Source organism: Sorangiineae bacterium MSr11367 (assembly GCA_037157805.1).
Lineage (GTDB): Bacteria > Myxococcota_A > Polyangia > Polyangiales > Polyangiaceae > Pendulispora > Pendulispora rubella.
Map to the genome: position 1 here is coordinate 6130812 of CP089983.1, position 24641 is coordinate 6155452.

The following is a 24641-nucleotide window of genomic DNA, read 5'->3' on the forward strand; positions in this document are numbered from 1 at the left end:
GGAGCCGCCGGATGCACAGGTCTATGAGGGACGCGAGGCGCTGTACGGCTTCTTTGGCGGGCAAATGCAGCCCTCCCCATCGTGATCGTACGATTGCGCGCGGGAAGGATTGACCGCTGGCGCGAATACCAGCAGCCTTCGACATTGGACTGGACCAACTTTACCGGCAAGAGCCACTTCTAGAACCCACGTTTCGAGCCTCATGCAGACCGTCGACCCGCCGCAATCACCCATTCGCTCGTGGAAGGCATTCGGCGTCCAATACTTCATGATCGTGGTCAGCATCCTCACGGCGCTGGGCTTCGAGCAGGTGGTGACGAACGTTCGCCGCACCAGCGGCGCCGAGGACGCGCAGCGGGAGATCGAGGAAGAGTTACGAAAGAACCTCAAAGATGTTCGAGAGAGCTACCAATCGAACGCCGGGCGGCTCACGGACCTGGAGGCTTGGGACGGCGAGGCAATTCGCGAGTTCGGCTCGGCCACGCCCAACCCGGCGAACCAACAGCGGTTGATCGCCTCTGCGCAAGGCTTGTGGAAACGCAACAGCATTTGGACCCCCACGTTGCAGCACGCGGCATGGGACGTTGCCATTGCCAATCAATCTGCGGGCCACATTCCGACGCCGACACTACGAAAGTACGCGACCGCGTACACCGCCCAGCATGACTCCGAGGAGTTCACGCGGCTCAATTTCCTCACGACCCTGGACGAAGGCCATTTGATCAATGTCATGGCGGACGCGGATCTCGGAAAGGCCACCGGGCAGGACGTGCTGCGCGCTACGCGACAGCTCATCCTCGTACTGAAGCAGACGCAAAATCATCTACGGCACCTCGAGCAGGAGCTTGTGCCGGCTCTGCCCGGCGAAAGCGCCACCCTCCGCAACCCTGCCCCTCCTGCCAGCACAGCCGCAGCTCGATAGCGCGCACCTCATCCGTTCGTGCCGGTCGCATGTGTCGCATAAACACGCACGGACCAGCACCTAAAGTGGCGTCCGTCGCTGCAATGGCGCGTTGCGTGCGCTACATTTAAGCAGAAGCATATTCTAAAATGGCGCTGGTACATCCATCACCTCGGATTGGCGCCGGAGCTCAATGAGGGGGTTCATGTCCGAATCAGTACGCCGTCGATCGCCAAGCCCCACCGGCGAAACGGTGCTCACGGTCGATGTGGCGCGTTGGCCGATCGTCGTTTTGACCTACGCGGGCAAGCCATCGCTGGCACAGCTGGCCAGCCACCTTCGCGAGCTCGAGGAAATGGTCCTCTCGCGCAAAGAGCGCTTCGTTCAGATCATCGACCAGACCCATGGCGAGGTCCCGGACGCCATGCAGCGCGCCCTCATCGCCGAACACCAGGCCAAAATGGAGGAGCAGTACGCACAGTACTGCGTTGGCGAAGCGTACATCTGCACGTCCCGCATGCGCAGCGCCATGATCGCGGTCTTCTGGCGCGCCAAACCGCACTACGCCTACACCTTCGTCAACACCTTCGCCGAAGCCGCCCGCTGGGCACGCCAACGCTGGTACGAAGCCACGCGCTAGACGAATCAGAGAGATTCACAGGAAGACGGGAAGACGGGAAGGTTTTGTGGGGATTCAATCGGCACCGTAGGCCAGCGGAACCCCCGAAAAAGCGTTCCGTGCTGGCTCGCGCCGAAACTCCTTCCCGTCTTCCCGTCTTCCTGTGAATTCTCCTACTCGCTAAATGCCGTTCATTGTCTCGGCCATGAGCCAGTCGACGACGTGTTTCGCGTCCTTCGTCTTGTCGAACACTTCGATCTGGCGTTGGGCGCTCGAACCGTTCTTGGCGATCTCCAGGATGCGCTCCATATGGTCGTGCGTCTTGAAGATGTCCGTGGCCTCCGAGATGAGCTCCACCATTTCGGGGATCAGCTCGGAGAACGGACGCTCGGCCTGCTGGCCGAAGTCGATCAGCCGGGCACCGGTGCCGAAGCGCACGGCACGCCACTTGTTCTCTTCGATCAAGCTGCGCGGGTAGCTCCGCCAGGACGTGTTGCGCCGGTACATCAGGTAAAGCTTGGCCATCAGCGCCTGCACCAAGGCCGTCACGGCGATGGTGTCGCGCATGTTCGTCGGCATGTCGCAGATGCGAATTTCGACGGTGTCGTAGAGGTAGTGCGGACGAACGTCCCACCAGATCTTCTTGCCGTTGTCGATGCAACCGGTCTTGATCAAAAGATCGGTGAAGTTCTGCAGCTGCTGCGGGCTCTCGAACTCGTCGGGGATGCCCGTGCGCGGAAAGCGCCGGAAAATCTGCGAGCGCGTGCTCAAAAGCCCCGTCTTGCGCCCCAGCCACAGCGGCGACGAACACGTGAGCGCCAAAATGTGCGGCAGGAAATAGCGCACTTGGTTGGCCAGGGCGATGGCCACCGATTTGTCCTTGATGCCGACGTGGATGTGCAGCCCGAAGATGAGGTTCTCGCGCGCCACGTCCTGCATGTCGTGCACGAGCGTGTGGTACCGATCGTTGTCGGTGATGTCCTGCACGCGCCAATCGCTGAACGGGTGCGTGGAGGCGGCCACGATGCGCAGCCCCCCCTTTCGCGCCAATCGATCGAGCTCGCCGCGCATCTCGACGAGCTCGGACCGGACGGTGTTCACGTCGGGACAGACCGATGTGCCCACCTCCACCATGGATTGATGCATCTCGGTGCGCACCCGCTCGCGGAGCACGCTTTTGCCATCTTCCAAAATCCGCGAGATATAACTCCGTAGTTCACGCGTTTCCGGGTGAACGATTTGATATTCTTCTTCGACACCCAACGTAAACTGGCCATCAATCATATGGTGCTACCCCCCGCCAATCAGGCTCGTGGGATGGGATTTTCCAAGTACCTCTGATACGCGTGCACGGTCGGGTTCTTCCTGCCTTCGCGAGCGCACTCGATGGTGAAGCGCGCCATCTCGTCGACGACCATGTGGAAGTACCGGGGGAGAATCGACCGAACGCACATATCTGGGGCGGGATTTGTAAAGTCGATGGCGTAAGGGACGCCATCCTTGCAGGCGAATTCCACGGAGTTCATATCGTAGCCGAGCGCATGGTTGAGCGCCCAGCAGCCATCCAGGATTTTCTGCTCGAGGGCCTTGGGGAGGAAGTTTTCCGCCTCGATGTAGCAGCGACGGCGCGGGTCGTACTTGATCGGCAAAGTGAACTTTTTACCAATGCATATACAGCGCACGTATTCGTCGAAATCGATGAACTCCTGCAAGGTCATCACGAGCTGGCCGCTCGCGTTGTAGTCGCGCAGCAATTCATCCATGTTGTTGACGCGCGACACGTTTTTCCAGCCACCGCCGTCGGCCGGCTTCAAGATGGCGGGGAACTTCACGTAATCGGCGATGCGTTCCCAATCGAGGGGGTATTCCAAATTGCGCAGCGACCGACTCGGGTCGATGTCGGGGATGTAGCTCTGCGAGGGCAGCATCACCGTGCGCGGGACGGTCACCCCGAGCTTGGCAGCCAGCGAGTAGCCGAAGAATTTGTCATCGGCGCTCCACCAGAGTGGGTCGTTGATGACGTATGTACCTGCAAGCATCGCGGCCTTGAGGTGAAACCGATAGTACGGCACCTGGTGGCTCAGACGGTCGACCAACACGGCGTACGGTGATTTGTATCGCTCGGGGGTTCCGCCGAACTTCGCGTATTCCGCGCGAAATCCGGGCGTTTCGTTGACCTTTGCGATGAAGGCCGGGGGGAAAGTGTCCTCGTAACCGACGATGAGTCCAATTCGTTCTGTCACAGCTTTGCGACTTTACACCGACAGAAGCGGTGTGTGCCAGCGCGTCCGTGGCGGGGAAACATCGGAAACCCCAGCACATTGCCCGGGGTACCGATCCCGTGCGCACGGAAAAAAGCGGCGTGCACACATCGAACACCACAGGACCCCTTTGCGCCCTTCTGATGAGGCACGCGTCGCCCTATCGTCCCGCGCCATGAGATCTTCGTTAATACCGACCCGGTTGGGGCTTTGCGTCATTCTTTCATGCGCTGCGCTGGGGTGTGGCCCGTCGACATCGACGCCGGCGTCCTCGCCTCCCGCCACGGGAACGACGCCCGCGACGGAGACCGCGGCGAAGGCACCCGAGGCGCGCACCGAGCGACGGTCCGTGGTGATTGTCTCGCGCAAATCCGGTTCGAGCGTGACGACGTTCGCGCCGGACGGGGCCATCGAGATGGCGTTCGAGTATCTGGAGAATGGGCGTGGGCCGAAAATGACCGTCCGGGCGCGCCTCGCGGCGGACGGAACCTTGGCGTCGTTCGAGGCCAAGGGGACGCGCACCTTCGGCACGGCCATCGATGAGACGTTCGCGGTCGCGGGAAAGCGTGCCCATTGGAAGAGCACGGAGGAGCAAGGCGAGACCGAGGTCGGGGCCCCCGCCTTCTACGTGCCGAATGCGCAGCCACCCGAGGTGACGGCCCTCCTTTATGCGGCGCTGCAGAAGAACGGCGGCAAGATCGCGCTCCTGCCCGACGGCGAAGCGCGGCTGGCGCGCAGCGGGACCTTCACGGCGCGCGCGGGCGGCAAGGAAAAGCGACTGGTCGCATGGGAAATCACGGGCCTCTCCTACACGCCCGTGCGCCTTTGGACGGAGGAAGGCGGCGCGTACTTCGGGATGGTCGACCCGGGACTCTCCTCGGTGCCGGAGGGATGGGAAGACGCGATCGATCCGCTCATCAAGGCGCAGCAGGAGTTCGAGAAGGCGCGCGACCGGGAGTTGGCATCGCGGCTCGCGCACAAGGGCCCGGCCGAGGGGCTCGTGTTCACGCATGCACGCGTGCTGGACGTGGAGCGAAAACGGTGGCTCGACGATCACGCGGTGACGGTGGTGGGCGGGAAGATCGTCGCGGTGGGTCCGACGAAGAGCACCAAGGTGCCGAAGGGCGCCGAGGTCATCGACGCCAAAGGCAAAGCGCTTCTTCCCGGGCTCTGGGATATGCACGCGCACCTCGCGGGGTACCACGGCGTGATGGGCATCGCCTCGGGCGTCACGACGACGCGCGATCTGGGCAACGATCCCGACACCTTGGACGATTTGAAAACGCGCTTCGACGACGGCACCGCGATTGGCCCCCACGTGCTGCGCTCGGGGTTCATCGAAGGGCGCGGCGAGAAGGCCGCGGCGTCGAAGATCACCGCCGAGACGCCGGAGGAGGCGAAGCAAGCCGTCGAGTTTTACGAGCAGCGGCGCTACGAGGGAATCAAGATTTACAATTCGATGAAGCCGGAGCTGGTGCCGCTCCTGGCGAAGTTGGCGCACGAGAAGAAGATGCGCGTGAGCGGCCACGTGCCCGTGCATATGCGCGCCGAGGACGTGGTGCGCGCCGGCTACGACGAGATTCAGCACGTCAATATGCTATTTCTCAATTTCTTCATCGACAAAGACACCGACACACGCACGCCGCTCCGATTTTCCTTAGTCGCGGAAAAGGCGCCGGGGCTCGACCTTCAATCGAAACCCGTCAAAGACTTTCTGAAGCTTCTCGTCGAGAAGAAGACGGTCGTCGACCCTACCGTCTACGCCTTCCTCGATCTGTTCACCGGACGGCCCGGACGTGTGGCCGATGGCCTCGAGCCGATGGTGCGGCGCCTTCCCGTGCAGGTCCGGCGCGAATTCCTCATTGGCGGGCTGGCGGTGCCCGAGGGGAAAGATGCACAATACAAAGAAGCGTACGGCAAGCTTCTGCAGATGGTCAAAACGCTTTACGACGCGAAGATCCCCATCGTCGCGGGGACCGACTCGAATCACTTCGGGCTCGCACTGCACCTGGAGCTCGGACTCTACGTGCGGGCCGGCATTCCCGCGGCCGACGTTCTGCAGCTCGCGACCTTGGGCTCCGCGAAGGTCATGCACCGCGAGAAGACCAGCGGTTCGGTGGCACCCGGCAAGGACGCGGATTTCTTTCTGCTCGAGGGCGATCCCATGGCCCATATCGAGGATCTTCGCCATGTGAACACCACGGTGCGGGGCGGTGTCGTTTATGCGTCCACGCCGCTTTACGAGGCGGTGGGCATCAAGCCTTGACGTCCCCCGACGCGTAACGCCACGCGCCGTCCTCTTTGACGAATTGGGACCGCTCGGTGAACGAGCGGTCCTGCCCGCGTTCGAAGATGCGCGCGTGGAAGAGGACCTCCCCCCGCTCGCCCGATGCCGACGTTTCGCGGATCTCGAGCCCCATGAAGCGCTGTGTTTCGCGGGCCCGGGCGAGCTCGCGGGCCAACGTCTCGAGCGGCACCGCGCGGTCTGGATGATCGGCGGCCAAGGTCTCCACCAGGTACGCCCCCAGGCCCAACGCAAATGCCGCATAGCGGGAGCGCATGAGCGCCTCCGGTGTCGGTGCTTGGGCAGCCCCGGAATGAAACGGCTCGCAACACGCGCCGTAACGGGCGCCCGAATGGCAGGGACAATCGCGGGGTCGCATCTTCGACTTCATCGTCTCATCCGTATGTATATCCTGCTCTGGGTAGGTACGAACGATTCAAGAAATCGTATTTCCCACACTGAACACCTTTTTGTGTAAATAACGCAAATAGTGGTAGAGCTTCCTAGCAACGAAGTCGCAGCCTCGGATACGATGATGTGATTCGGAGACGCTTGATGCTCAACGTCCGACCCCAACGACGCCAAAAGGGGCCGCTCGTCCTTCTCGTGATGCTTCTCGCCTCGGGCTGCGCCGCTTTGGCAGGCCTTGGTGATCTTTCGGAAGGGACGGAGACGCCTGCCCCGGACGGTGGCAATCCGGGCTTCGTGGTGGGCGTGGAACCTTCGACGGTCGTCCTGGCGCCCAAAGAGGATATGACCGTGACGGTCACGCTCGCGGCGAACCCGCCGCTTCGCCAGGACGCGTTCGTCCGCGTGGACGGGCTTCCCCCTGGCGTGACCGCTGGATCCGTTGCCATCGGACGTCCTTCGGGCGGCACCGCCACGGGGACCCTCGTCTTCCACGCCGCCGCGAATGCGGGACCGGTCACCGCCGAGTCGCACGTGATCGCCACGGCGGACCCTTTGCGCGACGAAGCGCCGATCGAGGTTCGCGTACTCGGAGCGCCGGTGGTCTTCGACACGGTACGAACGACGACGTTTCCGGTGCCCGAAGGCGTCACGGCCCTCTACGTGAAAATGTGGGGCGCCGGTGGGGGCGGCGGCATGAACGGTGCGGCCGGCGGGGCGGGCGGCTTCGTTTTCGGGCGCATCGATGTCACGCCGGGCGAGGTGCTCACGTTGCGCATTGGCGGCGGCGGCGGGGCCGGCACCGGCAGCGAGGATGCGGGCGTGAGCGGGGGCGGCGGCGGTGCGGGCCTCACGGGGATCTTCCGCAACAATACGGCCTTGTTGGTCGCCGGCTCGGGCGGCGGCGGCGGCGCGGTGGGCTTCAACGGAGGGATCATCACCAACGGGGCCGGCACCGGTGGTGTCGGCGGTGGGGACGGGGGCGCGGGCGGTGGCGCGACGGGCGGTGCCGGTGCCAGCGTCGTAGGTGGGGGCTCGGCGGGTTCGAGTGGCGGCTGCGACGCACCGGGAAGCGGGGGACGTGCGCTCTTCGGTGGAACGGGTGCCGGAGTGTCCTCCGGCGGCGCGGGCGGAGATGCCGGCGGCGGCGAAGGGCGGCGCGCCGAACACGGCGGCGGTGGCGGCGGGGGCGCCGGGGCCTTCGGTGGCGGCGGCGGCGGGTGCGGCTCGAGCATCGTCGGGGTGAAGAGCGGTGGCGGTGGTGGCGGCGGCGGCTCGAGCCTCGCTGCAGGGAAAGAAGCGCGCGTGCTCGATGGCAACGGCGTCACCCCGGGCGGCACCAAAGACGTCGACTACGACGGACGCGCGGGCAAAGGCGGTGCCGTTGGCGCGAGCGGCCCCGAGCCGGGTGCACCCGGCCGCATCGTGATTCGATATTAGGGCTTTTCGATACTAGGGCTTGAAGATGGGCACCGCCGCGCCGGGGGCTTCGGCCGCCGCGGGCGCGACTGGCTCGGCGGGGCGCGCGATCTGGAGCTTCACGCTCTCGAGCGCCGCCGTGGGGAGATTCTTGGGCGCCATGTCATGGGAGCGCAATTCGTCCACGAGTCGCGATCGCAACTTGGTTGAAATATCGAGATCTTTCCCCGGCGGCACACGCGCCAGAACGCGGAGCATCACGGTCTGCTGCCCCAGCTCGTGCACCTTGATCTCGAGCGCGTGAGCCCCCGCTTGGGGGCCGGCACCGCGTTTGCCCAACTCGGCCTCGAGCACCTCCGAGCTCACGGTTTCGAGCAGCTCGCGCACGCGCGTGAGGTCTTCGTCATAGGGCACGTGCACCTCGACGACGGCGTTGACGTACACCTTCGAATGGTTCGCGACCTTGCGCACCTCGCCGTTGGGGATGGCGTGAAGAACGCCGGATTCGTCGCGGATCTTGGTGATGCGCACGCCGATTTCCTCGACCATTCCGCGCACGCCGCTCACCTCGACGTTGTCACCGACCAGGAGCACGTTCTCGAACAAAATGAAGAACCCTGCCACGATGTCGCCCACGAAGGCTTGCGCGCCGAAGCCCACGGCCACGCCGAGCACTCCGGCGCCGGCGAGCAGCGGTGTCGGGTCGATATCCGCCTCGCGAAGGACCATCACCAGCGCCGAAAAGTAAATCCCATATCGCAAGAGCCCCACGGCCACCGGCACCAGGGTTCTGCGTTGTTGAATTTCCCCACTGGTGCGACCGGCGGTCTTGTTGAGAAATATCTCATTGATGAACAAGAGGCATACTTCGATGAGAACGCGGCTCGCATAAAAGATGGCCACGATCCGAATTCCCACCCGCCCCGCGCGCGAGAACCACGTATCGGGCGTAAACTGATCGGCGACCCACGTCGCCGCGGCCACGTAGACGAAATAGTCGATGGACCGTTTCGTAATCCCTTTGAGGTGCGTCAGGCTGCCCAGGTACTTGAGCGGGCTTTCCAGCTTGGTGAGCTTGCCCGACATCTCGAAGAGCAGATCGACGGCAAGGTGCGCCAGCACCACCAGAAAGCGGCAGCCGTAAAACGCCACGAGCACGTCCGAGGCCAGGAACACGACGCGGCGAACCACCGGCGGAAGGCCGAGGGCCACGCTGACCCAGCTCGCGGCGCCCCAAATGATGCCCAAACGAAGCACGGTGCGCAGGCGCGAAAGCACCTCGGCGGTGAGCTCCCGGCTCGAACCGAGCAAGGTGGAGCGCTCGGCGAACTTCGTCAGCAGGTCCATCCCATTGCGGGCGAGGCTTCCGGCGATGGCCGCCGCGACCACGATGCCCACCGCATAGGCTACGTGCAGTCCCACCGCCTCCAGATCTTCTTGGCCGAGGTGTCCGAACCATACCTTCACCAGGTCGAGCGCGCGCCGCCGCACGAACGTCAGGACGATGGCCCCCACGAAAAGCAGCAAGCCTCCCACCCCGACCGCAATCAGGGTTCCGCGCTTCATGCGCTTTCGAAACGCCTCGGCGTTGTGCTCACCGAACAGCGGTGAGCGAAAGAGATAGCCCGCGAGGTGCAGCACCCCCGAAAGAAGGAGTTGCCCCAGCACCATCAGCAGAATCAGCGCAACCCCCAACGCCACCAGGTTGTGTAGGATCAAGTCGAGCGCGGGCACCCTCCTTTGGATGCAGGCGCCACATCGGATTCTGTGTCTAAAGCGACCGCAAAAAGGTCACGAGCGCGGCACGGTCATCATCGGGCAGCCGCACATAGCGCTCTCGGCTCCGTTTGGCCTCCGCATCGTGCCGGACGATGGCCTGCTCCAGCGTTTCCGCGAGGCCATCGTGAAAGTACGGAGCCGTGGCGCCGACGCCCCAAAGCGGGGGCGTGCGGAAGGCGCGACCGGCATGGGCCGCACCGGACTGTGCCAACACCGGCTCGGTTGGAGAGGCCACCTCGTGCAGGAGTAGATCGCTGTAGAGGCGCACCGCGGTTCCGTTTCGCGTGCGCGCCTCCGGTGTGTGGCAGGCGGCGCATCCGGTCTCGGTGAAGACGGCGAGACCGCGGGTGCCCTCGTCCGATGCGAGGGCGCGCGGCGGCGCCAGGTTCGCGAGGAAGAAGACGACGTCGTCGAAAACGCCGTTCGCGAGCTCGCCCTTGGTCAGGCCCAGTTCGTTGGTGAAGGCGTCTTCGACGAAGTCCTCCAGGCTGGCCATTTGGCCCTTCCAACCGAAACGCCCTATTTTTCCGCCGGGGAGCGCGCTTACGATCCCGCGGACGCCGTCGCCATCGCGGTCGTCCGGATCGGCGCGCCCGCGGATGGCTTCGTCGGGGATGGCGTCGATGAGGCCCGCGCCGAACAAGGTCGGGGTCTGCCGCCGCTCGAAGAGGTTGGCGCGCCCATCGACGAAGGGCATTTCGCGCGCGAGGCCGAAGCGATGGGCCATCGTGTCACCGCGCGGCAGGTGCGTTGGCGCCTCGAACACGCCGTCGGTGCCGAGAAATCCGTGGCGTACGACGTCGACGTCGGCAGGGCCGGCACCGCCAAGCACGGGCTCGAAGTGGCAGCTGCGGCATGCATCGCCGTTGAAGAAGGGGCCCAGCCCTTCGGAGGCGCGAAAGTCGTGGTCGAACAGGTCACGCCCGCGCACGAAGCGCACGTGTTCGGCCGGCGGGAGCTCCGCGAGGGGACCGCCCAGCGCCGAGGGCGAGGCCGCCGGGGCATCCTTCGGCAAGAGGCCATCGCCGCGGTAATGGCTGCCGCCCAGCGCGGCGAGAAACCCGAGCAGCGCGCGGCGCTGTCCTTCGTCGAGCAACGCGTAATGATGCTTCGCGCGCGCCGCTTCTCCGCCATGCGCGCGAATGGCCTCGTCCACCGTGTCCGCGCGTCCATCGTGCAAATAAGGGCCGGCGGCGGCGAGGCCCCACAGGGGCGTGGTGCGAAAGTCGCGACCGCTCGCCTCGCCCACCACGACGTCGTCGGCGAGCTCCTCGCCCATGTCGTGGAGCAACAAATCGGTGTAGGCGGGGACCTCTCCGCGCGGACCGCGCAGGGCGGGCACGTGGCACGAGGTGCATCCGCACGCGCGAAATGCCTTTTCGCCGGCGCGCGTTTCGGGGGTCGGCACCTCGGGGGCCGGCGGCGCGAGCAGCGCCACGAAGGCCAAAAGATCGGCGAGATCGCTCTGCAAAAGCTCGGGATCGGCGGCGCCGTCGGCATCGCGCGTGCGCAGCTCGACGGGTGCATCGCGCTCGGCCTTCCCCACGAGGCGCGAAGGTTCCACGGGCACGGTGGTCACCCCCATTTGATCGAAGAGCGCGCCGCGTACGAAGCCTTGCAAGGTGGCCATCTGCGCTTTGCGGCCGAAGCGGCCGAGAAACCCGCGCTCGAAATTGACCTTGCCCCGAATGCCGTCGTGGTTCCTGTCGCTCGGATCCGCGCGCGACATGATCTCCTTCGCGGGGATCTCCGCGAGAAGCCCCACGCCGAAAAACGGCAACGGCAGATGGATCGCATGCGGCCGCGCGTGCGACGGATCCATCGACGTCGCCGTGAAATGATGCTCGAACGCCGCCGCGAACGTCTTCTTCGAGTGGGGCTCCAGCGGCACGCCGCGGTAACGCGAAGCCCCGCCACCGGTGACCGGCTTCTCGTGGCACGCGCGGCACGACGCCGCGTTGTACGACGGCCCGAGCCCCTCCGACGGGGCGAAGCGGCGCATGGCCACGAGCCTTCCCCGCTCGAAGCGCGCCCGCTCCTGCGCATCGATGCCCGGGATCGGCTCGCCGTACGACGCGAACAACGCACCGGCGGCGAACGACGAGGAACGACCCCCCGCCGCCGCCGCCATGGCCAGCACCAAGACGAACCCCACGATCATCCACAGTGCAGGCGTGCGCTGCCTCATGGCATCACTGCGCCCAGCTGCCGCTCGGGTTGCATTCGCGCGTCTCGGGCGCGTAGTTGGCGGCTTGTTGGCACCAGACGAGGATCGGTGCCGTCAGATTGACGCATCCGCGCCCCACGGCGAGCAGCCAAGCCTGTGCGCGCAGATCCCACTCGGCGACGTAGCAGCTCGGTTTGCCCGGGGTCATGGCATCCTTCGCCGCGGCCTCGATCAGGCTTTCCAAGGTGGCATGGCTGTTGAACAACTCGCGCGGGAAGTCGATGTCGAAGCCGACGCTCTTGTAGACTTTGCTCGCAAGCTGGGCGAAGTACGGCTCCCAATCCTGCACCGAGCAGCTCTTCGGGAGGCTCAATTGCCCCTCGATGTCCACACTGCCTCCCACCTCGGCCATCAGGGACAGATCGCGTGCGCATTGCACTTGATGCTTCCCGGTGGTGAGGCACGCCCACTGGAGCTTGTCGAACGCGGCCGCTTTGATGTCCGTATCGATGACGGCGCTCAAGCTGCCGGAGCCCTTGAGCGAGGCTTCGTCCGGGCAACGAGCGCTCTTCTCGCCGGCCGCGCACGCGTACTGATCGAGCGTGTTCGCCGTGCTTCCACCGAGGGTCTGCGCACTGGTGCACACCACGCGCGATCCTCCCTTGGCCTCGCACCCCCAGGCCCCTTCCGCCGTGTCCTTCGTCCCTCCGTTCTCGTCCCCGCCGCTGCTGCCGCATGCCGACAGAACCACCCCCGCGATCAGCGCGCCCGACCAAGCCCACTTGCTATGCATGATTGCACCGCCCTTTCCATTGTCCGTATTGGTGTCATTCGAATCGCGCGTCCCCTCCCCATACGGCCCGCGTGTCCGCTTACTTCACGCCTCGTAGTTAGCAATCACAATGCCACGTATCGACCTTCATGAAATCCGTATCAATCCGCGAGTTCGCGCCGCTTTCCGTCCCCGAACGAGCGAACTATTTCTTCTCCGGCGAAATCTACGTTCCTACGTGAGGCCTAAATCTTGGTGCGCAACATTTGAAAGTAGCGCCGGCCCACACCGCTCGCTTCGGCGGCCCGTCCGAGGTCTCCGTCGTGGATCTCCAGCATGTGCCGCACGTACCGCCGTTCGAGCTCCGACGTGATGATTGCGCGGGCCTGCCGCAGCGGCAGCGACTGCGCCACCAGGTTGTCGATCCAGTCGGCCGTGCCGCGCGCCTCGGGCGATTTCCGATCGGGCAACACCACGCTGCCCAATGCGAGTTGCCGTGCAATGGCATTGCGCAATTCGCGAATGTTGCCGGGCCAGTCGTACTTCTCGAAACGCTGGAGCAATGGCGCAGGAAGGTGCGCCACGTCGCCGCCCATTTGTTGCCAAAAGGTGCGGGTGAGAAGTTCGATGTCGCCGTGCCGGTGGCGCAGCGGGGGAAGTTCCACGCGGGCCACGGCGAGGCGGAAAAAAAGGTCATCGCGAAAGCGGCGTTCTTCCACCTCTTCATCGAGGTTGCGCCGCGTGGCGCAAATGACCCGAACGTCGACCTTGAGCAATCCGTTGCCGCCGATGCGGCGCACCTGCCGGCGCTCGAGCACGCGGAGCAACTTGGCCTGCGAGGGCAAATCCAAGTCGCCGATTTCGTCGATGAAGAGCGTGCCGCCGTTGGCCTCCTCGAAGATGCCGACGCGGGTGCGATCCGCGCCGGTGAATGCGCCGCGCTCGTGGCCGAACAATTCCGACTCGAAGAGCGAATGTGCGACCGTCGTACAGTCGAAAACCACGAAGGGACCGCCTCGATCACCCGCTTCGTGGATGGCCTCGGCCAATACTTCTTTTCCCGTGCCCGTCTCCCCTTCGATGAGCACCGGCACGGACGACGAAGCGAGCTTTTCGAATACGGGATAAAGCTGCCGCATGACCGGACTCGCACCGAGTACCGGCCCGAATCCCGTTTCCACATGGTGTGGAGACGGTGGCGGCCGAATGCTCGTGCGCTCCTCGTCACACATCATCGACATGAGCGCCTGACTCCTTGTTGCGTGCTCCTGTCCCATAATGGTCGCATCACGGCGGATCTCGTTAACAAAAAGTCAACTGAAGCAGATCGCTCGCACTGTACTGGCCCAATACAGCGTGATCTGTGCCTACTCCGCGTGTCGCCGACCCCTCACATTGAAGGTATGAGCCTTCCATTCAAACAGGTCGACGTGTTCACCGATCGGCCTTTCGCTGGAAATCCGCTGGCAGTCATTTTCGGCGCCGACGACCTCACCGATTCGCAAATGCAGCGCATTGCCAATTGGACCAACCTCTCCGAGACGACATTTTTACTGCAGCCGCAAAATACCGCCGCGGACTATCGGCTCCGGATCTTCTCGCCCCGGGCCGAACTTGTCTTTGCCGGCCACCCTACCGTTGGTAGCGCCCACGCCGCGCTGGAGGCGGGTGTGGTCACGCCGAAGAACGGCAAGCTCGTACAGGAGTGTGCCGTCGGATTGGTCGCGCTCACGGTGCAAGGCGACGGGGCGCAGCGGTCGATTGCGTTCGAGCTGCCGCCGGCGCGCACGCGCCTTCTGGAGGAGGCCGAGGTGGCCGAGCTCGAGGACATCCTCGGTGCGAAGGTCGAGCGCGCGCAGGCACCGCGGGTCGTCGACGTCGGTCCGAAGTGGACCATTGCGCGCCTCCAAGATGCCACGCTCGTGCGGGAGCTGAATCCCGACTTGGGGCGCATGGAGGCCTTCGATCGGCGTCGCGGAACGACGGGGGTCACGCTCTTCGGGGCGCATGCTCCCTCCGGGCGCGACGACGGTCCCCATCTCGAGGTGCGCTCGTTCGCCCCGGCGTTCGGCGCGCCGGAAGATCCGGTCTGTGGCAGCGGAAATGGGTCGGTCGCGGTGTTCTTGCGCGACACCGGCCTCGTCGAGACCATCGGCCGCCGTTACGTGGCCTCGCAGGGCGCGCGGCTCGGCCGCGATGGACGGGTCCGCGTCTCCATCGACGAAGATGGCACGGTCCGCCTCGGCGGCCAGTGCGTCACCTGCGTCGAGGGTACCCTTCGAACCTAAGCGAAGCGCTCGACGAGGAGCTGCAGCCGCCGTCGGAGGACGCTGGTCGTCGGTACGTCGGAATACAGACCTTCGACGGCGAGCATGAACACTTGCGAAAGCTCTTTCGATTCGAGAATGCCTTGCGTGGCCTTGAGGAGCAGGCGTGCCTGCTTGGCCTCCACCTCGGGAAACAGACGCTCGCACGTCTCGTAGAACTCGAGGGCCATGGGGGCTTTGCGCATTTCGGACCAGGGTTCCAAAAGCAGTATCTCGTAAAGCCGAAAGAGCTTTTCCCGCGCGCTCCCGCTGCCGGCCAGCACTTTTTCCGCCTCCGGGTAGCGCGACATGAACTCGTGTTCGAGCACCGCCGAGAAAATGTCTTCTTTGTTCTTGAACTTGCGATAGATGAGCGGTCGAGAAATGTTGGCCCGCTTCGCGATGTCGTCCAGCGACGTCTTCGCGTAGCCGAATTGGAGGAAGCATTCGCGCGCGGCCTTTAGAATGGCGGCCCGTCGGGCAGCATCGCGCTCTTCCACTTTCGCGTCCAACATAGCGCGATGTTTACAATTGAAACGATATTTGTCAATGTTGCTAGGGCTTGCGGCTCGCGGCCAGCTTCACCGCGAGCCCCGCAAGGACGGCGCCCATGAACCATTTTTGAATGCGCACCCAGAACGGCCGGGCGGAAAACCACACGCTCACCGCGCCGGCGGTCATGATGATGGTGAAGTTCACCGCGAAGCTGATGGCGATCTGCGTTCCACCGAGCACGACGCTCTGCGCGAGCACCGAGCCGCGTTCGGGGTGAAGGAACTGCGTGAAGATCGAGAGGTAGAAGACGGCAATCTTCGGATTGAGCACGTTGGTGAAGAGGCCCATGACGAAGAGCTTCGTCTTCGAATCCGGGGGGAGCTTTCGCGTCTCGAACACGGAGGGCGCGCCAGGCTTGACGGCCTGCCAGGCGAGCCAGAGAAGGTAGGCCGCACCGGCCAGCTTCAACGCCTCGTATGCGATTGGGATGGTGACGAAGACCACCGAGAGACCAAAAGCGGCCAGGAGCATGTGGAACAGGAACCCGAGCGCTACGCCGAAGAGCGAGAAAAGTGCGGCCTTCCTCCCCTGGCAGAGCGAGCGCGACACGAGGTACACCATGTTGGGACCTGGGGTGAGCACCATCATCAACGCGGCGAAGGCAAAGAGGGCGAGATCGCGCAGTTCCACCATGCAGCGAAGGACGTAGAGCTCTGGCGAGGAAGCGTCAAGACGGCGAACGCAACGGGGACTACGATGGTGGGCGAATGGACAGCCTCGTGCTCTATGCGGCGGTGCTCGCCGTCCTCGCGGTGTTCCTATGGCACGTCGCGCGGCAGGACGAGTTCTTTCGCGTGTCGATCCGCAAGGGGCGGGTGCTGGTCATCCGCGGCAGAATCCCCAGCGGCTACCTCGAGGATCTGCGCGACGTCGGCCGCCATGTCGAGCACGGGACGGTGCGCGCGGTGAAGGACTCGGGAAGCGCGCTCCTCGTTCTTTCTGCGTCGATCGACGGGGTCACGGCCCAGCGGATGCGAAACACCTTTGCCCTGTACCCCGTGACGAAGCTTCGCACGGCCCCGCGGATCGCCCACCCGAACATCGGGCAGGTGCTGGGCATCGAGTGGCTCGCATGGCGCCTCGCGCCGCCCATCGAGTAGACTCCCGGCCGTGTCGCACATCGAATACGCGTTCTTCGGTCTGGCCCTCCTCGTGCCCCTCGCAGGCGGCGCGCTGCTGATTTACTTCATCGCGCGCTCGACCAAGAAGCCACCTGGAGACGAGTAGACGGGGGTGCTGGCGCAGATCACCCGGGGGTGCTGCGCGAGATCAGATTGATGCGAACACGGGCGGGCGTACCGTGGAGTGTTCATGAGAGCCCGATATTCCCTTGGTTGGACTTCATCCATCATCGTGTCGGCCTGCCTCGCAGGTGGATGCGTGACCGAAACCCCGGAGCCTTCGGACGTCGCACGGCAGGAGGCCCCCCTCGAAGACGATATCCTGGAGCAGTTGCGGCATGTGCCTGGCGTCGTGCAGGCCACGGAAATCGACATCCGCCCAACCGGACCGCGCTCGTTCGTGATTCGATTCGAGCAGCCCGTCGATCATCACCACCCCGACGGACCGAAGTTCACCGAGCGGTTCAGCATGCTCTATCGTTCGCGCGATCTCCCCATGGTCATCGATTCGACGGGGTACGCCCTGCGGTCGCTCACGTCCGTGAGGCCGAACGAGCCCACGCGCATCCTCGCCTCGAACGAGATTCTCCTGGAGCATCGCTTCTTCGGCGAGTCCGTTCCCAGTCCCGTCGACTACAGCAACGTGACGTCGTTTCAGAGCGCTTCCGACGAGCACCGCATCATCGAGGCACTGAGGCCGCTGTTTCCCAAGAAGTGGCTCTCCACGGGGGCTAGCAAGGGCGGGATGACCGCCATGTCGCATCGCTATTTTTACCCCGACGACGTCTACGCGACCATCGCCTACGTGGCACCGCTCAACTTCGATACGAGCGATCCACGCTATGTCGCATTCCTGGAGCACGTCGGCGACGCGAGCTGCCGCCAAAAGCTGAAGGACTTTCAAGTCGAGCTGCTACGCCGGCGCGCGGAGATCGAGCCCCTCATGCTGGCGGAAGCCGCCGCAAGCGGCGACAGTTACGAGGCCTTGGGCATCCACCGGGCGCTCGATGTCACGGTCACCGAGGCGCCCTTCTTCTTTTGGCAATACAGCGGCACGACGTGCGCGGACGTGCCGCCGTCGAGCGCGACGACGCAGCAGCTCTTCGACGTCCTGCAGAATGGGATCTACTATCCCTCGGTTTCGGACACCGGGTTTGGAGACAAGGGCCTCTTTTCCCATGCAGCCGGCCTGTACCAAGCGGCCACGGAACACGGGTATGCGGGATTCCAATACGCGCACACGCGTCCGTATTTGACACCGGGGTTCTTCGACGAACCGGCCATTTTTCCGCCATTTGGCGTGGAGAAGCGCTACAGCCCTCTCTTGAGCATGAAAATCGGCGCATGGTCCTACGGGCGTGCGGAGCGCGTGATTCTGGTCTACGGGGAAAACGACCCGTGGTCGGCCGGTGCATTCTCCGTGAGCCGTTCGAACGATAGCTACCGCTACATCGCTCCGCAAACCGATCATAGCGCGGGCATCTGGGCGCTGGGCGAGTCGGATAGGGCGGAAGCCGTCGCCACGTTGAGGCGATGGATGGATGTGCCCAGTCTGGGTACGCTCGCACGCTCTGCGAAGGCCGCACCGGAGCCCACTGACCTCCCACGTCGCTTCTGAAGAGAGAGAATTTCACAGGAAGACGGGAAGACGGGAAGGTTTTTGAGGTTTCCAATCAGGCGAGTGGAGCGACCGGAAACCCTAAAAAAAGCGTTCCGCGCTGCGCGCGCCGTAAATCCTTCCCGTCTTCCCGTCTTCCTGTGAATTCTCTCCTCCGCTAGATGCGCAACACGGCCGCGCCCGTGGTGCGGCCGTTTTCCAGATCGCGCTGGGCCTGCACGATCTCGTCGAAGGCGTAAACGCGGCGGGGCCGCGCATCCACGTATTCCTCGGCGACGGCCGAGAACAGATCGCTCGCGGCGGCGAGGAGCTGGCCGCGGCTGGCTGTGTACACCGGCAGAATTGGCCATGTGACGAAGAGCGAGCGCGGCGCGAGCTCGAACGGGGCCAGCGGCTCCGGCTCGCCCGAGGCTTTGCCGAACGCCACCAACGTGCCCCGCAACGCCAGGGCATCGAGCGACGCGCGGAAGGTGTCGCGCCCCACGGAGTCGAACGCGGCCTTCACTCCGCGGCCCTCCGTCAGGGCGCGCACGCGATCGCCGACGTTCTCGCGGCTTCGATCGATGACCGCTACGCAGCCGGCCTCACGAGCGAATGCGGCCTTTTCCTTGGTGGAGAGGGTGCCGATGACGCGAATGCCCAACGCGCGCGCCCATCGAACGAAGATCGCGCCCACCCCGCCCGCGGCCGCCTGGAAGAGCACCGAGTCACCCGCCAACAGCGGCACGACCTCCTTCAGCAGGTAGCGCGCGGTCATCCCCTTGAGGAACACGGTCGCGGCTTGCTCGTCGGACACGTTGTCCGGAATGGGCACCAGGCGATCTGCCGGATACAGACGCTCCGTCGCGTACGCCCCGAGCGGGCCATCGGCATACACCACGCGATCGCCGGCCTTCACCTCGGTGACGTTCGTCCCCACCTCCTCGACGACGCCGGCCGCCTCGTTGCCGAGCGGCCACGGGAAACTCGGCACCGGAAAGGTGCCGCGCCGGAAGTACACCTCGACGAAATTCAGCCCTACGAATGTCTGCCGCAAGCGCACCTCCCCCGGGCCGGGGCGGCCGACGGGCACTTCTTCGATGCGCAAAACCTCGGGCTTCCCGTATCCATGAATGCGAACCACTCGCGCCATTTCTCGAACTCCTTTCCCACGGACCCTAGGAGCGCCCCGCGCCGGAGTTCAGGCAGCAATATGTCCAGCCGACCGTCACTTTGATGGATGCCCCGCATGACCCGCAAAACCAAGAGCGATGAGATCGACACCACCGACCGCAACCTCATCGAGCTGCTGCGCAAAGACGGCCGCCAGCCCGTTCTCGCGCTCGCCCGCGCGCTGGGTGTCTCGCGCAGCACGGTGCAAGATCGGCTCGCGCGCCTGGTGCGCGATGGCATCATCCAGCGCTTCACCATCGAGCTCGCAAAGCCCATCGAGCCGTCCGCGGTAAAGGCGTTTCTCATGGTTCGGATCGAAGGGCGCCCCTGCGCGCGCGTGATCCCATCGCTGACCGGCCACCCGGAGGTCGAGTCCTGCCACCACGTCTCCGGCCCGATGGATGTGCTGCTTTCCGTACGGGTCGCCGATCTCGCCGCATTGAACGAGCTGCGCGAACGCATCGGCGCCACGGCCGGAATTCTCAGCGTGACCGCCGTTCCAGTGTTGCGAACCCACCTGGATGGCCCTATGTGAGCCCGCTCCCCGCCGTGCCCAGCCCTCCCATCGACATCCTGTTCGTCGACGATGACGTCGTGGTGGCCAACAAGCCATCGGGCCTTCTCGTGCACCGCGGCTGGGACAATGACGACGATGTCGCGCTGTTTCGCGTGCGCGATACCCTCGGCCAGCGGGTTCATCCGGTTCATCGGCTCGATCGAGGGACCAGCGGCGCGCTTCTCTTTGCGCGCACCCCCGAGGCAGCCGCGGTGCTCGCGCGCGCCTTCGAGGAGGGGCGGATCGGTAAGTCGTACCTCGCCTTGGTTCGCGGCATCACCCCCGAAGCCGGCCGAATCGATTATGCCATTCCCCGCGCCGTGGACGGCCCGCGCGTACCGGCGGTGACGAGCTTTCGCCGCATCGCGCCCTCCCCCGTCGACCGATGCTCGCTGGTGGAGGCCATGCCGGAAACGGGGCGCCTGCATCAGATTCGACGGCACCTGCGGCACATTCATCACCCGCTGGTGGGCGATGTGAAATACGGCTCGGGCGAGATCAATCGTCATTACCGCGCCCAGTACGGACTGCACCGCCTGGCGCTGCATGCGCGACTTCTTTCCTTTCAACACCCCGCGACGGGTGCGCTCGTGACCATCACGGCACCGGTGCCCGATGATTTCGGCGAGGCGCTGCTTGCGCTCGGCCTCCCGCGGGATATCGACTCCGAGTCTCATGTGGATTGACGTTCGTCCCCTTCGCCGTCGCGATTTTCGTCTGCTGTTCATCGGGCAATTCGTCTCGTTTTTCGGCAGCATGCTCACGTACGTCGCGCTGCCGTATCAGGTCTTCCAACTGACCCGATCCTCGCTGGCCGTCGGCGCCGTGGGCATCGTCGAGCTCGTGGCGTTGCTCTCGACCGCGTTCGCCGGCGGCGCCTTTGCCGATTCGATGGATCGCCGCAAGCTCCTCTTGTGGGCCGAAGGCCTCCTCGGATTGACCGCCGCCGTGCTGGTGGGCAATTCGCTTTTGCCGCATCCGAGTGTGTGGGCCATCTACGTGCTCGCCGGCGTCATGTCGGCGCTCAATGGATTCCACCGCCCCGCCCTGGAAGCGCTCACGCCGAGGCTCGTACCGGCCGAAGAAATCGCGGGAACGGTCGCGCTCTCGCAGCTTCGCCACACCATCGGCATGATTGCCGGCCCCGCACTGGCCGGCTTCCTCATTGCCACCTTGGGCCTTTCCTGGACCTTCGCCGTCGACCTGGGAACCTACGCCGTCGCCGTCACCGCCCTGGCCTTCATGCACGGCGTGCCCGCACCGGCCGATGCCGCGCCGCCCAGCCTCGCCCGCGTCCTCGAGGGCCTGCGGTACGCGGCCAGCCGGCAAGAACTCCTCGGCACGTACATCGTGGACATCATCGCGATGACCTTCGGCATGCCCACCGCGCTCTTTCCCGCCCTTGCGGAGGCGCACGGCTGGGGAGCGTCCATCGGTTGGCTCTACGCCGCCCCCTCCGCGGGCGCCTTCCTTGCCACGGTGACCAGTGGTTGGACGCGGCGCGTGCGCCGGCACGGTGTGGCCATCGCCATCGCGGCGTCGGTGTGGGGAATGGCCATTGCCGCGGCGGGCATGACCGATCGGCTCCCGTTGGTGCTTTTGCTCCTCGCCGTCGCCGGGGCCGGCGACATGGTGAGCGGGCTCTTTCGCGGCCGTATCTGGAATGAGACGATTCCCGATCATCTCCGCGGGCGCCTCGCATCCATCGAGATGGTGAGCTATTCGACCGGGCCTCTTTTGGGCAACGCCGAAGCCGGATTTGCGGCGGCGCTCGTCGGTTTGCGGGGGTCGATTGTGTCCGGCGGTCTCTTGTGCATCGGCGGCGTCGTGCTGAGTCTGTGTTTCCTCCCCGGATTTTTGCGCTACAAAGCAGATAAGTAACCGAATGGCACGCCCGCGTGAGTTCGATATCGACGTTGCGTTGCACGACGCCATCGACGTCTTCTGGACGCTTGGCTATGGCGGGGCGTCCATGGAAGAGCTCATCAAAGGCATGGGCCTCACCAAGGGCAGCCTGTACAAGGCGTTCGGCGACAAGCGCACACTCTTTCTCCTGGCGCTCCAGCGCTACATCGACGAGCGCCTCACGCGCTACGAGGTCGGCCTCACCCGCCCCGGCTCGCCCAAGGCGGCCATTCGCGAGATCTTGCTCGACTACGTCAAACGCGCGACCGATCCCTTCGACACCCGCGGGTGCCTGGTGACCAACACGACCACGGAGATGGCCACGCGCGATCCGGAGATTGCCCGCGTTCTCGCGCGCATGTTCGCCCGGTTGGAAGATCTCTTCGCCGGCGCCATCGCGCGCGCGAAGGAGTCGGGCGAGGTGGACCCGTCGAAGGACGAGCGCGCGCTCGCCCGCTTCTTCGTGCTCACCATCCAGGGCGTGCGCGTGATGAGCCACATGCGGCCCGATCCGCGCCAGCTCGCGGCCAGCGTGGAGGTGGCGCTCTCCACGCTGTCGTCAGGGCCTATTTCGTCGAGGCGAGATAATCCAACGCCAATGCACTGAGGGTGCGCGCGCCCACGGGCATCGCGTCTTCGTCGAAGTCGAACGTAGGCGAGTGGTTCCGCGATGCGGTCTGCGGCGTCTTGCCCTTGGGCGGGGCACCCAGCAGAAGAAACACACCGGGCGCCGCCTTCTGGTACTCGGAAAAGTCTTCCGCGACGCTCACCTTGTCCGTCAGCACCGCCTTGCCCCCCGTGGCCCAACGCAAGGTCGGGATCATGCGCTCGGTCAGCGCGGCATCGTTGTTGGTCACGCTGTAGCCGGGCTGCACGAACTCCACGACGCCCTTGGCACCGTGCGCGGTGGCAATGGACTCGGTCATGGTCTGGATGCGCCGCTTGGCGTCGTCGCGCATTCCGTCGTCGAAGGTGCGCAGGGTGCCGAGCATCTTCACGCTCTCGGGGATGATGTTTTCGCGGTTTCCGCCATGGATCGACCCCACGGAAATCACCGCCGGCTCTTTGCTGATGTCGAGTTGGCGGCTCACGATGGTCTGCAGATCGACCACGACCTGCGCCGACGTCACGATGGGATCGACGCCGTTCCACGGCAGCGCGCCGTGCGTGCCCTTGCCCTGGATGCGGATCTCGAACGTGTCGGCGCTGGCCAGCAAGGGACCGCCGCGGTAGCCGACGCTTCCCGTGGGAAGCAGCGGCATGATGTGCAGGCCGAAGACCGCGTCGACCTTGGGCCGGTCCATCACGCCCTGCGCGACCATGGCGCGTGCGCCCGCGATTTTGCCGTCAGGGACGCCTTCCTCGGCCGGCTGGAAAATGAACTTCACCGTGCCGGGGATGCGCGCCTTCATGTGCGCCAGCACTTCGGCCACGGCCATCAGCATGGCCGTGTGCCCATCGTGCCCGCACGCGTGCATCACGGGGCTCGTCTCACCGCGGTACGGCGCCGTCGCCGTCGAGGCGAAGGGCAGCCCGGTGGCTTCCTTCACCGGCAGGCCGTCCATGTCCGCGCGCAACGCGACCACCTTGCCCGGGCGGCCGCCGCGCAAAAGCCCCACGACGCCGTGACCGCCCACGTCGGTCGTCACCTCCAGGCCGAGACCGCGAAGGTGATCGGCCACCACCTTGGCGGTGCGCACCTCCTGGCCGGACAACTCGGGGTGGCTATGAAAGTCGCGCCGCCAGCCGACCATCTTCGGGCGCACCGCCTCGATCTCGCGATCGAGCGCTTGCTGCGACTGCGGCGGGATGGCCGACTGCACCGCCGTGTTTTGCGCCATGCACTGCGCGGAGGCCATCGAGACCGCGAGGACGATCGCGGACGTCATCGTTTCGCATTTCATTGGGCCCATCACGTTACGCTTTCTCGGGCACTTTGCGGAGGGCGGCGAGAAGCTGCGCGATGCCGGGATGTTCCGGCATTTCGGCGCGCCGCACCATGAAGACGGTGTTGCGGAGCGGCGGCCTGCCCCAACGCACCACCTTCACGCGCCCTGGTGCTGCACGTGTGCAGAAGCCCGGGAGGATCGCGACGCCGCGACCGGCCGCGACGGTGGCGACGACTTCCTCCACCTCCTCGAAGTGGCTCACGCTCGACCAGCGCGGGGCACGGCGGCCGAAATGATGTCCGAACCAGCGGCCCACGACATAGTCGCCATCGTCGTAGGTCACGAGCGGCACGTCTTGAAAGGCCTCCATCGTGCGCAGCTTCCGCGCCCAAGCGGTGCCAGCAATGAGGTCGAGTGTCTCCTCGTAGACCGGCTCGATGCTGAGGCGCGCATCGACCGGCGCGCGGTAGACGAAGCCCGCGTCGACCTGCCCATCGCGCACGCGCCGCAGCACTTCGTCGAGCTCGGGGTAGCGCAGGGTGATGGGCCGCTGCGCGAACTCCTCGCCGAGCAGCACGGGGAAAAGGATGTAGCGCCCGAACGCGGACACCGATGCGAGCAGGAGGCCCGTGTCCTTTTCCCCCTCGCCCTTGCGAAGAAGCTCCACATCGCGCGTGAAGCCGCGCACCAGCCGATACAGTTGATCGGCCAGCGGCGTGGCCACCACGCGCGCCGCGCGGCGGATGAACAGCGGCTGCCCCAGGACTTCTTCGAGGCGCCGCAGTTGGTAGCTCACCGTGGGCTGGGTGCGATGAAGCGCCGCCGCCGCGCGCGTGACGTTGCCGGTCTCGTAAATGCTGGTGAACGTGGCGAGAAACGGCAGATCGGTATCCATTGAACGAATCTATCGTTCATGGATCGAGCCATCA

At 65.0% G+C, this 24641-nt stretch carries 23 protein-coding genes; 11 read left to right on the forward strand and 12 right to left on the reverse strand.

From position 1 onward, the window contains the following. Positions 1 to 202: 202 nt before the first annotated feature. Together LVJ94_23405 and LVJ94_23410 are read left to right on the forward strand one after the other, a co-directional pair. Complete coding sequence (locus LVJ94_23405) at positions 203 to 922, forward strand: hypothetical protein (GenBank protein ID WXB10161.1); 720 nt, start codon at positions 203 to 205, stop codon at positions 920 to 922. A gap of 184 nt (positions 923 to 1106) precedes the next feature. Further along, a complete protein-coding gene (locus tag LVJ94_23410) occupies positions 1107 to 1541 on the forward strand; it encodes a hypothetical protein (GenBank protein ID WXB10162.1) in 435 nt (144 codons plus the stop codon). A gap of 159 nt (positions 1542 to 1700) precedes the next feature. Here LVJ94_23410 and LVJ94_23415 read toward each other — a convergent pair whose 3' ends face one another. Together LVJ94_23415 and LVJ94_23420 are read right to left on the reverse strand one after the other, a co-directional pair. Then, positions 1701 to 2804, reverse strand: coding sequence for a carboxylate-amine ligase (locus LVJ94_23415; protein WXB10163.1), 1104 nt, complete (start codon positions 2802 to 2804; stop codon positions 1701 to 1703). A 20-nt stretch (positions 2805 to 2824) separates the two neighbouring features. After that, entirely contained in the window at positions 2825 to 3763 is a 939-nt protein-coding gene (locus tag LVJ94_23420; GenBank protein WXB10164.1) for a hypothetical protein, read from the reverse strand. Between the two features lie 193 nt (positions 3764 to 3956). Between LVJ94_23420 and LVJ94_23425 the strand changes: the two genes are divergently transcribed. After that, positions 3957 to 6047, forward strand: a complete 2091-nt coding sequence (locus tag LVJ94_23425; GenBank protein WXB10165.1) for an amidohydrolase family protein — start codon at positions 3957 to 3959, stop codon at positions 6045 to 6047. Here the strand turns inward: LVJ94_23425 and LVJ94_23430 are convergent. Further along, positions 6037 to 6456 carry a hypothetical protein gene (locus LVJ94_23430; protein ID WXB10166.1) on the reverse strand — a complete coding sequence of 140 codons (420 nt, stop codon included), beginning with the start codon at positions 6454 to 6456 and terminating at the stop codon, positions 6037 to 6039. The two genes, LVJ94_23425 and LVJ94_23430, sit on opposite strands and share 11 nt — an antisense overlap. 164 nt (positions 6457 to 6620) lie before the next feature. Between LVJ94_23430 and LVJ94_23435 the strand changes: the two genes are divergently transcribed. Further along, a complete protein-coding gene (locus LVJ94_23435) occupies positions 6621 to 7913 on the forward strand; it encodes a hypothetical protein (GenBank protein WXB10167.1) in 1293 nt (430 codons plus the stop codon). 12 nt (positions 7914 to 7925) lie between these two features. On the opposite strand, the gene LVJ94_23440 is transcribed toward LVJ94_23435, so the two are convergent. From LVJ94_23440 to LVJ94_23455, 4 genes are all read right to left on the reverse strand, one after another. Beyond that, a complete protein-coding gene (locus LVJ94_23440) occupies positions 7926 to 9626 on the reverse strand; it encodes a mechanosensitive ion channel family protein (GenBank protein ID WXB10168.1) in 1701 nt (566 codons plus the stop codon). Positions 9627 to 9663: 37 nt separating this feature from the next. Continuing rightward, complete coding sequence (locus tag LVJ94_23445; protein ID WXB10169.1) at positions 9664 to 11859, reverse strand: c-type cytochrome; 2196 nt, start codon at positions 11857 to 11859, stop codon at positions 9664 to 9666. Between the two features lie 4 nt (positions 11860 to 11863). Then, on the reverse strand, positions 11864 to 12631 hold the full coding sequence (locus tag LVJ94_23450; GenBank protein WXB10170.1) for a hypothetical protein: 768 nt from the start codon (positions 12629 to 12631) through the stop codon (positions 11864 to 11866). A 224-nt stretch (positions 12632 to 12855) separates the two neighbouring features. Beyond that, positions 12856 to 13851 carry a sigma-54 dependent transcriptional regulator gene (locus LVJ94_23455; GenBank protein ID WXB10171.1) on the reverse strand — a complete coding sequence of 332 codons (996 nt, stop codon included), beginning with the start codon at positions 13849 to 13851 and terminating at the stop codon, positions 12856 to 12858. A 162-nt stretch (positions 13852 to 14013) separates the two neighbouring features. Here LVJ94_23455 and LVJ94_23460 point away from each other — a divergent pair, with 162 nt between their 5' ends. Further along, positions 14014 to 14898 carry a PhzF family phenazine biosynthesis protein gene (locus LVJ94_23460; protein WXB10172.1) on the forward strand — a complete coding sequence of 295 codons (885 nt, stop codon included), beginning with the start codon at positions 14014 to 14016 and terminating at the stop codon, positions 14896 to 14898. On the opposite strand, the gene LVJ94_23465 is transcribed toward LVJ94_23460, so the two are convergent. Beyond that, positions 14895 to 15431 (reverse strand): TetR/AcrR family transcriptional regulator, encoded by a 537-nt coding sequence (locus LVJ94_23465; protein ID WXB10173.1) that lies wholly within the window; start codon positions 15429 to 15431, stop codon positions 14895 to 14897. The genes LVJ94_23460 and LVJ94_23465 overlap by 4 nt on opposite strands. Positions 15432 to 15471: 40 nt before the next feature. Beyond that, the gene (locus LVJ94_23470; protein WXB10174.1) at positions 15472 to 16104 is read right to left on the reverse strand and encodes a LysE family translocator; all 633 of its coding nucleotides are present in this window, start codon (positions 16102 to 16104) and stop codon (positions 15472 to 15474) included. Between the two features lie 74 nt (positions 16105 to 16178). Here LVJ94_23470 and LVJ94_23475 point away from each other — a divergent pair, with 74 nt between their 5' ends. Together LVJ94_23475 and LVJ94_23480 are read left to right on the forward strand one after the other, a co-directional pair. Further along, complete coding sequence (locus LVJ94_23475; GenBank protein ID WXB10175.1) at positions 16179 to 16571, forward strand: DUF3634 family protein; 393 nt, start codon at positions 16179 to 16181, stop codon at positions 16569 to 16571. A gap of 211 nt (positions 16572 to 16782) precedes the next feature. After that, complete coding sequence (locus LVJ94_23480; GenBank protein WXB10176.1) at positions 16783 to 18210, forward strand: hypothetical protein; 1428 nt, start codon at positions 16783 to 16785, stop codon at positions 18208 to 18210. Positions 18211 to 18367: 157 nt separating this feature from the next. Here LVJ94_23480 and LVJ94_23485 read toward each other — a convergent pair whose 3' ends face one another. Continuing rightward, entirely contained in the window at positions 18368 to 19342 is a 975-nt protein-coding gene (locus LVJ94_23485; GenBank protein WXB10177.1) for a quinone oxidoreductase, read from the reverse strand. 96 nt (positions 19343 to 19438) lie between these two features. Here LVJ94_23485 and LVJ94_23490 point away from each other — a divergent pair, with 96 nt between their 5' ends. From LVJ94_23490 to LVJ94_23505, 4 genes are read left to right on the forward strand one after another with little or no spacing between them, the layout of a single operon-like run. Continuing rightward, positions 19439 to 19897, forward strand: a complete 459-nt coding sequence (locus tag LVJ94_23490) for an Lrp/AsnC family transcriptional regulator (protein ID WXB10178.1) — start codon at positions 19439 to 19441, stop codon at positions 19895 to 19897. Beyond that, entirely contained in the window at positions 19894 to 20604 is a 711-nt protein-coding gene (locus LVJ94_23495) for a pseudouridine synthase (protein WXB10179.1), read from the forward strand. The genes LVJ94_23490 and LVJ94_23495 overlap by 4 nt, the downstream gene beginning before the upstream one ends. Next, positions 20594 to 21799, forward strand: a complete 1206-nt coding sequence (locus LVJ94_23500) for an MFS transporter (protein WXB10180.1) — start codon at positions 20594 to 20596, stop codon at positions 21797 to 21799. Before LVJ94_23495 ends, LVJ94_23500 begins: the two co-directional genes overlap by 11 nt. Positions 21800 to 21803: 4 nt before the next feature. Continuing rightward, complete coding sequence (locus tag LVJ94_23505; protein ID WXB10181.1) at positions 21804 to 22430, forward strand: TetR/AcrR family transcriptional regulator; 627 nt, start codon at positions 21804 to 21806, stop codon at positions 22428 to 22430. Here the strand turns inward: LVJ94_23505 and LVJ94_23510 are convergent. After that, on the reverse strand, positions 22390 to 23712 hold the full coding sequence (locus LVJ94_23510) for an amidohydrolase (GenBank protein WXB10182.1): 1323 nt from the start codon (positions 23710 to 23712) through the stop codon (positions 22390 to 22392). The two genes, LVJ94_23505 and LVJ94_23510, sit on opposite strands and share 41 nt — an antisense overlap. Before the next feature lie 28 nt (positions 23713 to 23740). Next, a complete protein-coding gene (locus tag LVJ94_23515; protein WXB10183.1) occupies positions 23741 to 24607 on the reverse strand; it encodes a LysR family transcriptional regulator in 867 nt (288 codons plus the stop codon). Between the last annotated feature and the right edge of the window lie 34 nt (positions 24608 to 24641).

Coding starts and splice junctions, on each gene's coding strand:
- LVJ94_23405 (WXB10161.1), top strand. CDS start 203: ATGCAGACCGTCGACCCGCCGCAATCACCCATTCGCTCGTGGAAGGCA.
- LVJ94_23410 (WXB10162.1), top strand. CDS start 1,107: ATGTCCGAATCAGTACGCCGTCGATCGCCAAGCCCCACCGGCGAAACG.
- LVJ94_23415 (WXB10163.1), bottom strand. CDS start 2,804: ATGATTGATGGCCAGTTTACGTTGGGTGTCGAAGAAGAATATCAAATC.
- LVJ94_23425 (WXB10165.1), top strand. CDS start 3,957: ATGAGATCTTCGTTAATACCGACCCGGTTGGGGCTTTGCGTCATTCTT.
- LVJ94_23430 (WXB10166.1), bottom strand. CDS start 6,456: ATGAAGTCGAAGATGCGACCCCGCGATTGTCCCTGCCATTCGGGCGCC.
- LVJ94_23435 (WXB10167.1), top strand. CDS start 6,621: ATGCTCAACGTCCGACCCCAACGACGCCAAAAGGGGCCGCTCGTCCTT.
- LVJ94_23445 (WXB10169.1), bottom strand. CDS start 11,859: ATGAGGCAGCGCACGCCTGCACTGTGGATGATCGTGGGGTTCGTCTTG.
- LVJ94_23450 (WXB10170.1), bottom strand. CDS start 12,631: ATGCATAGCAAGTGGGCTTGGTCGGGCGCGCTGATCGCGGGGGTGGTT.
- LVJ94_23455 (WXB10171.1), bottom strand. CDS start 13,851: ATGTCGATGATGTGTGACGAGGAGCGCACGAGCATTCGGCCGCCACCG.
- LVJ94_23460 (WXB10172.1), top strand. CDS start 14,014: ATGAGCCTTCCATTCAAACAGGTCGACGTGTTCACCGATCGGCCTTTC.
- LVJ94_23465 (WXB10173.1), bottom strand. CDS start 15,431: ATGTTGGACGCGAAAGTGGAAGAGCGCGATGCTGCCCGACGGGCCGCC.
- LVJ94_23470 (WXB10174.1), bottom strand. CDS start 16,104: ATGGTGGAACTGCGCGATCTCGCCCTCTTTGCCTTCGCCGCGTTGATG.
- LVJ94_23475 (WXB10175.1), top strand. CDS start 16,179: ATGGACAGCCTCGTGCTCTATGCGGCGGTGCTCGCCGTCCTCGCGGTG.
- LVJ94_23480 (WXB10176.1), top strand. CDS start 16,783: ATGAGAGCCCGATATTCCCTTGGTTGGACTTCATCCATCATCGTGTCG.
- LVJ94_23485 (WXB10177.1), bottom strand. CDS start 19,342: ATGGCGCGAGTGGTTCGCATTCATGGATACGGGAAGCCCGAGGTTTTG.
- LVJ94_23490 (WXB10178.1), top strand. CDS start 19,439: ATGACCCGCAAAACCAAGAGCGATGAGATCGACACCACCGACCGCAAC.
- LVJ94_23500 (WXB10180.1), top strand. CDS start 20,594: ATGTGGATTGACGTTCGTCCCCTTCGCCGTCGCGATTTTCGTCTGCTG.
- LVJ94_23505 (WXB10181.1), top strand. CDS start 21,804: ATGGCACGCCCGCGTGAGTTCGATATCGACGTTGCGTTGCACGACGCC.
- LVJ94_23510 (WXB10182.1), bottom strand. CDS start 23,712: ATGACGTCCGCGATCGTCCTCGCGGTCTCGATGGCCTCCGCGCAGTGC.
- LVJ94_23515 (WXB10183.1), bottom strand. CDS start 24,607: ATGGATACCGATCTGCCGTTTCTCGCCACGTTCACCAGCATTTACGAG.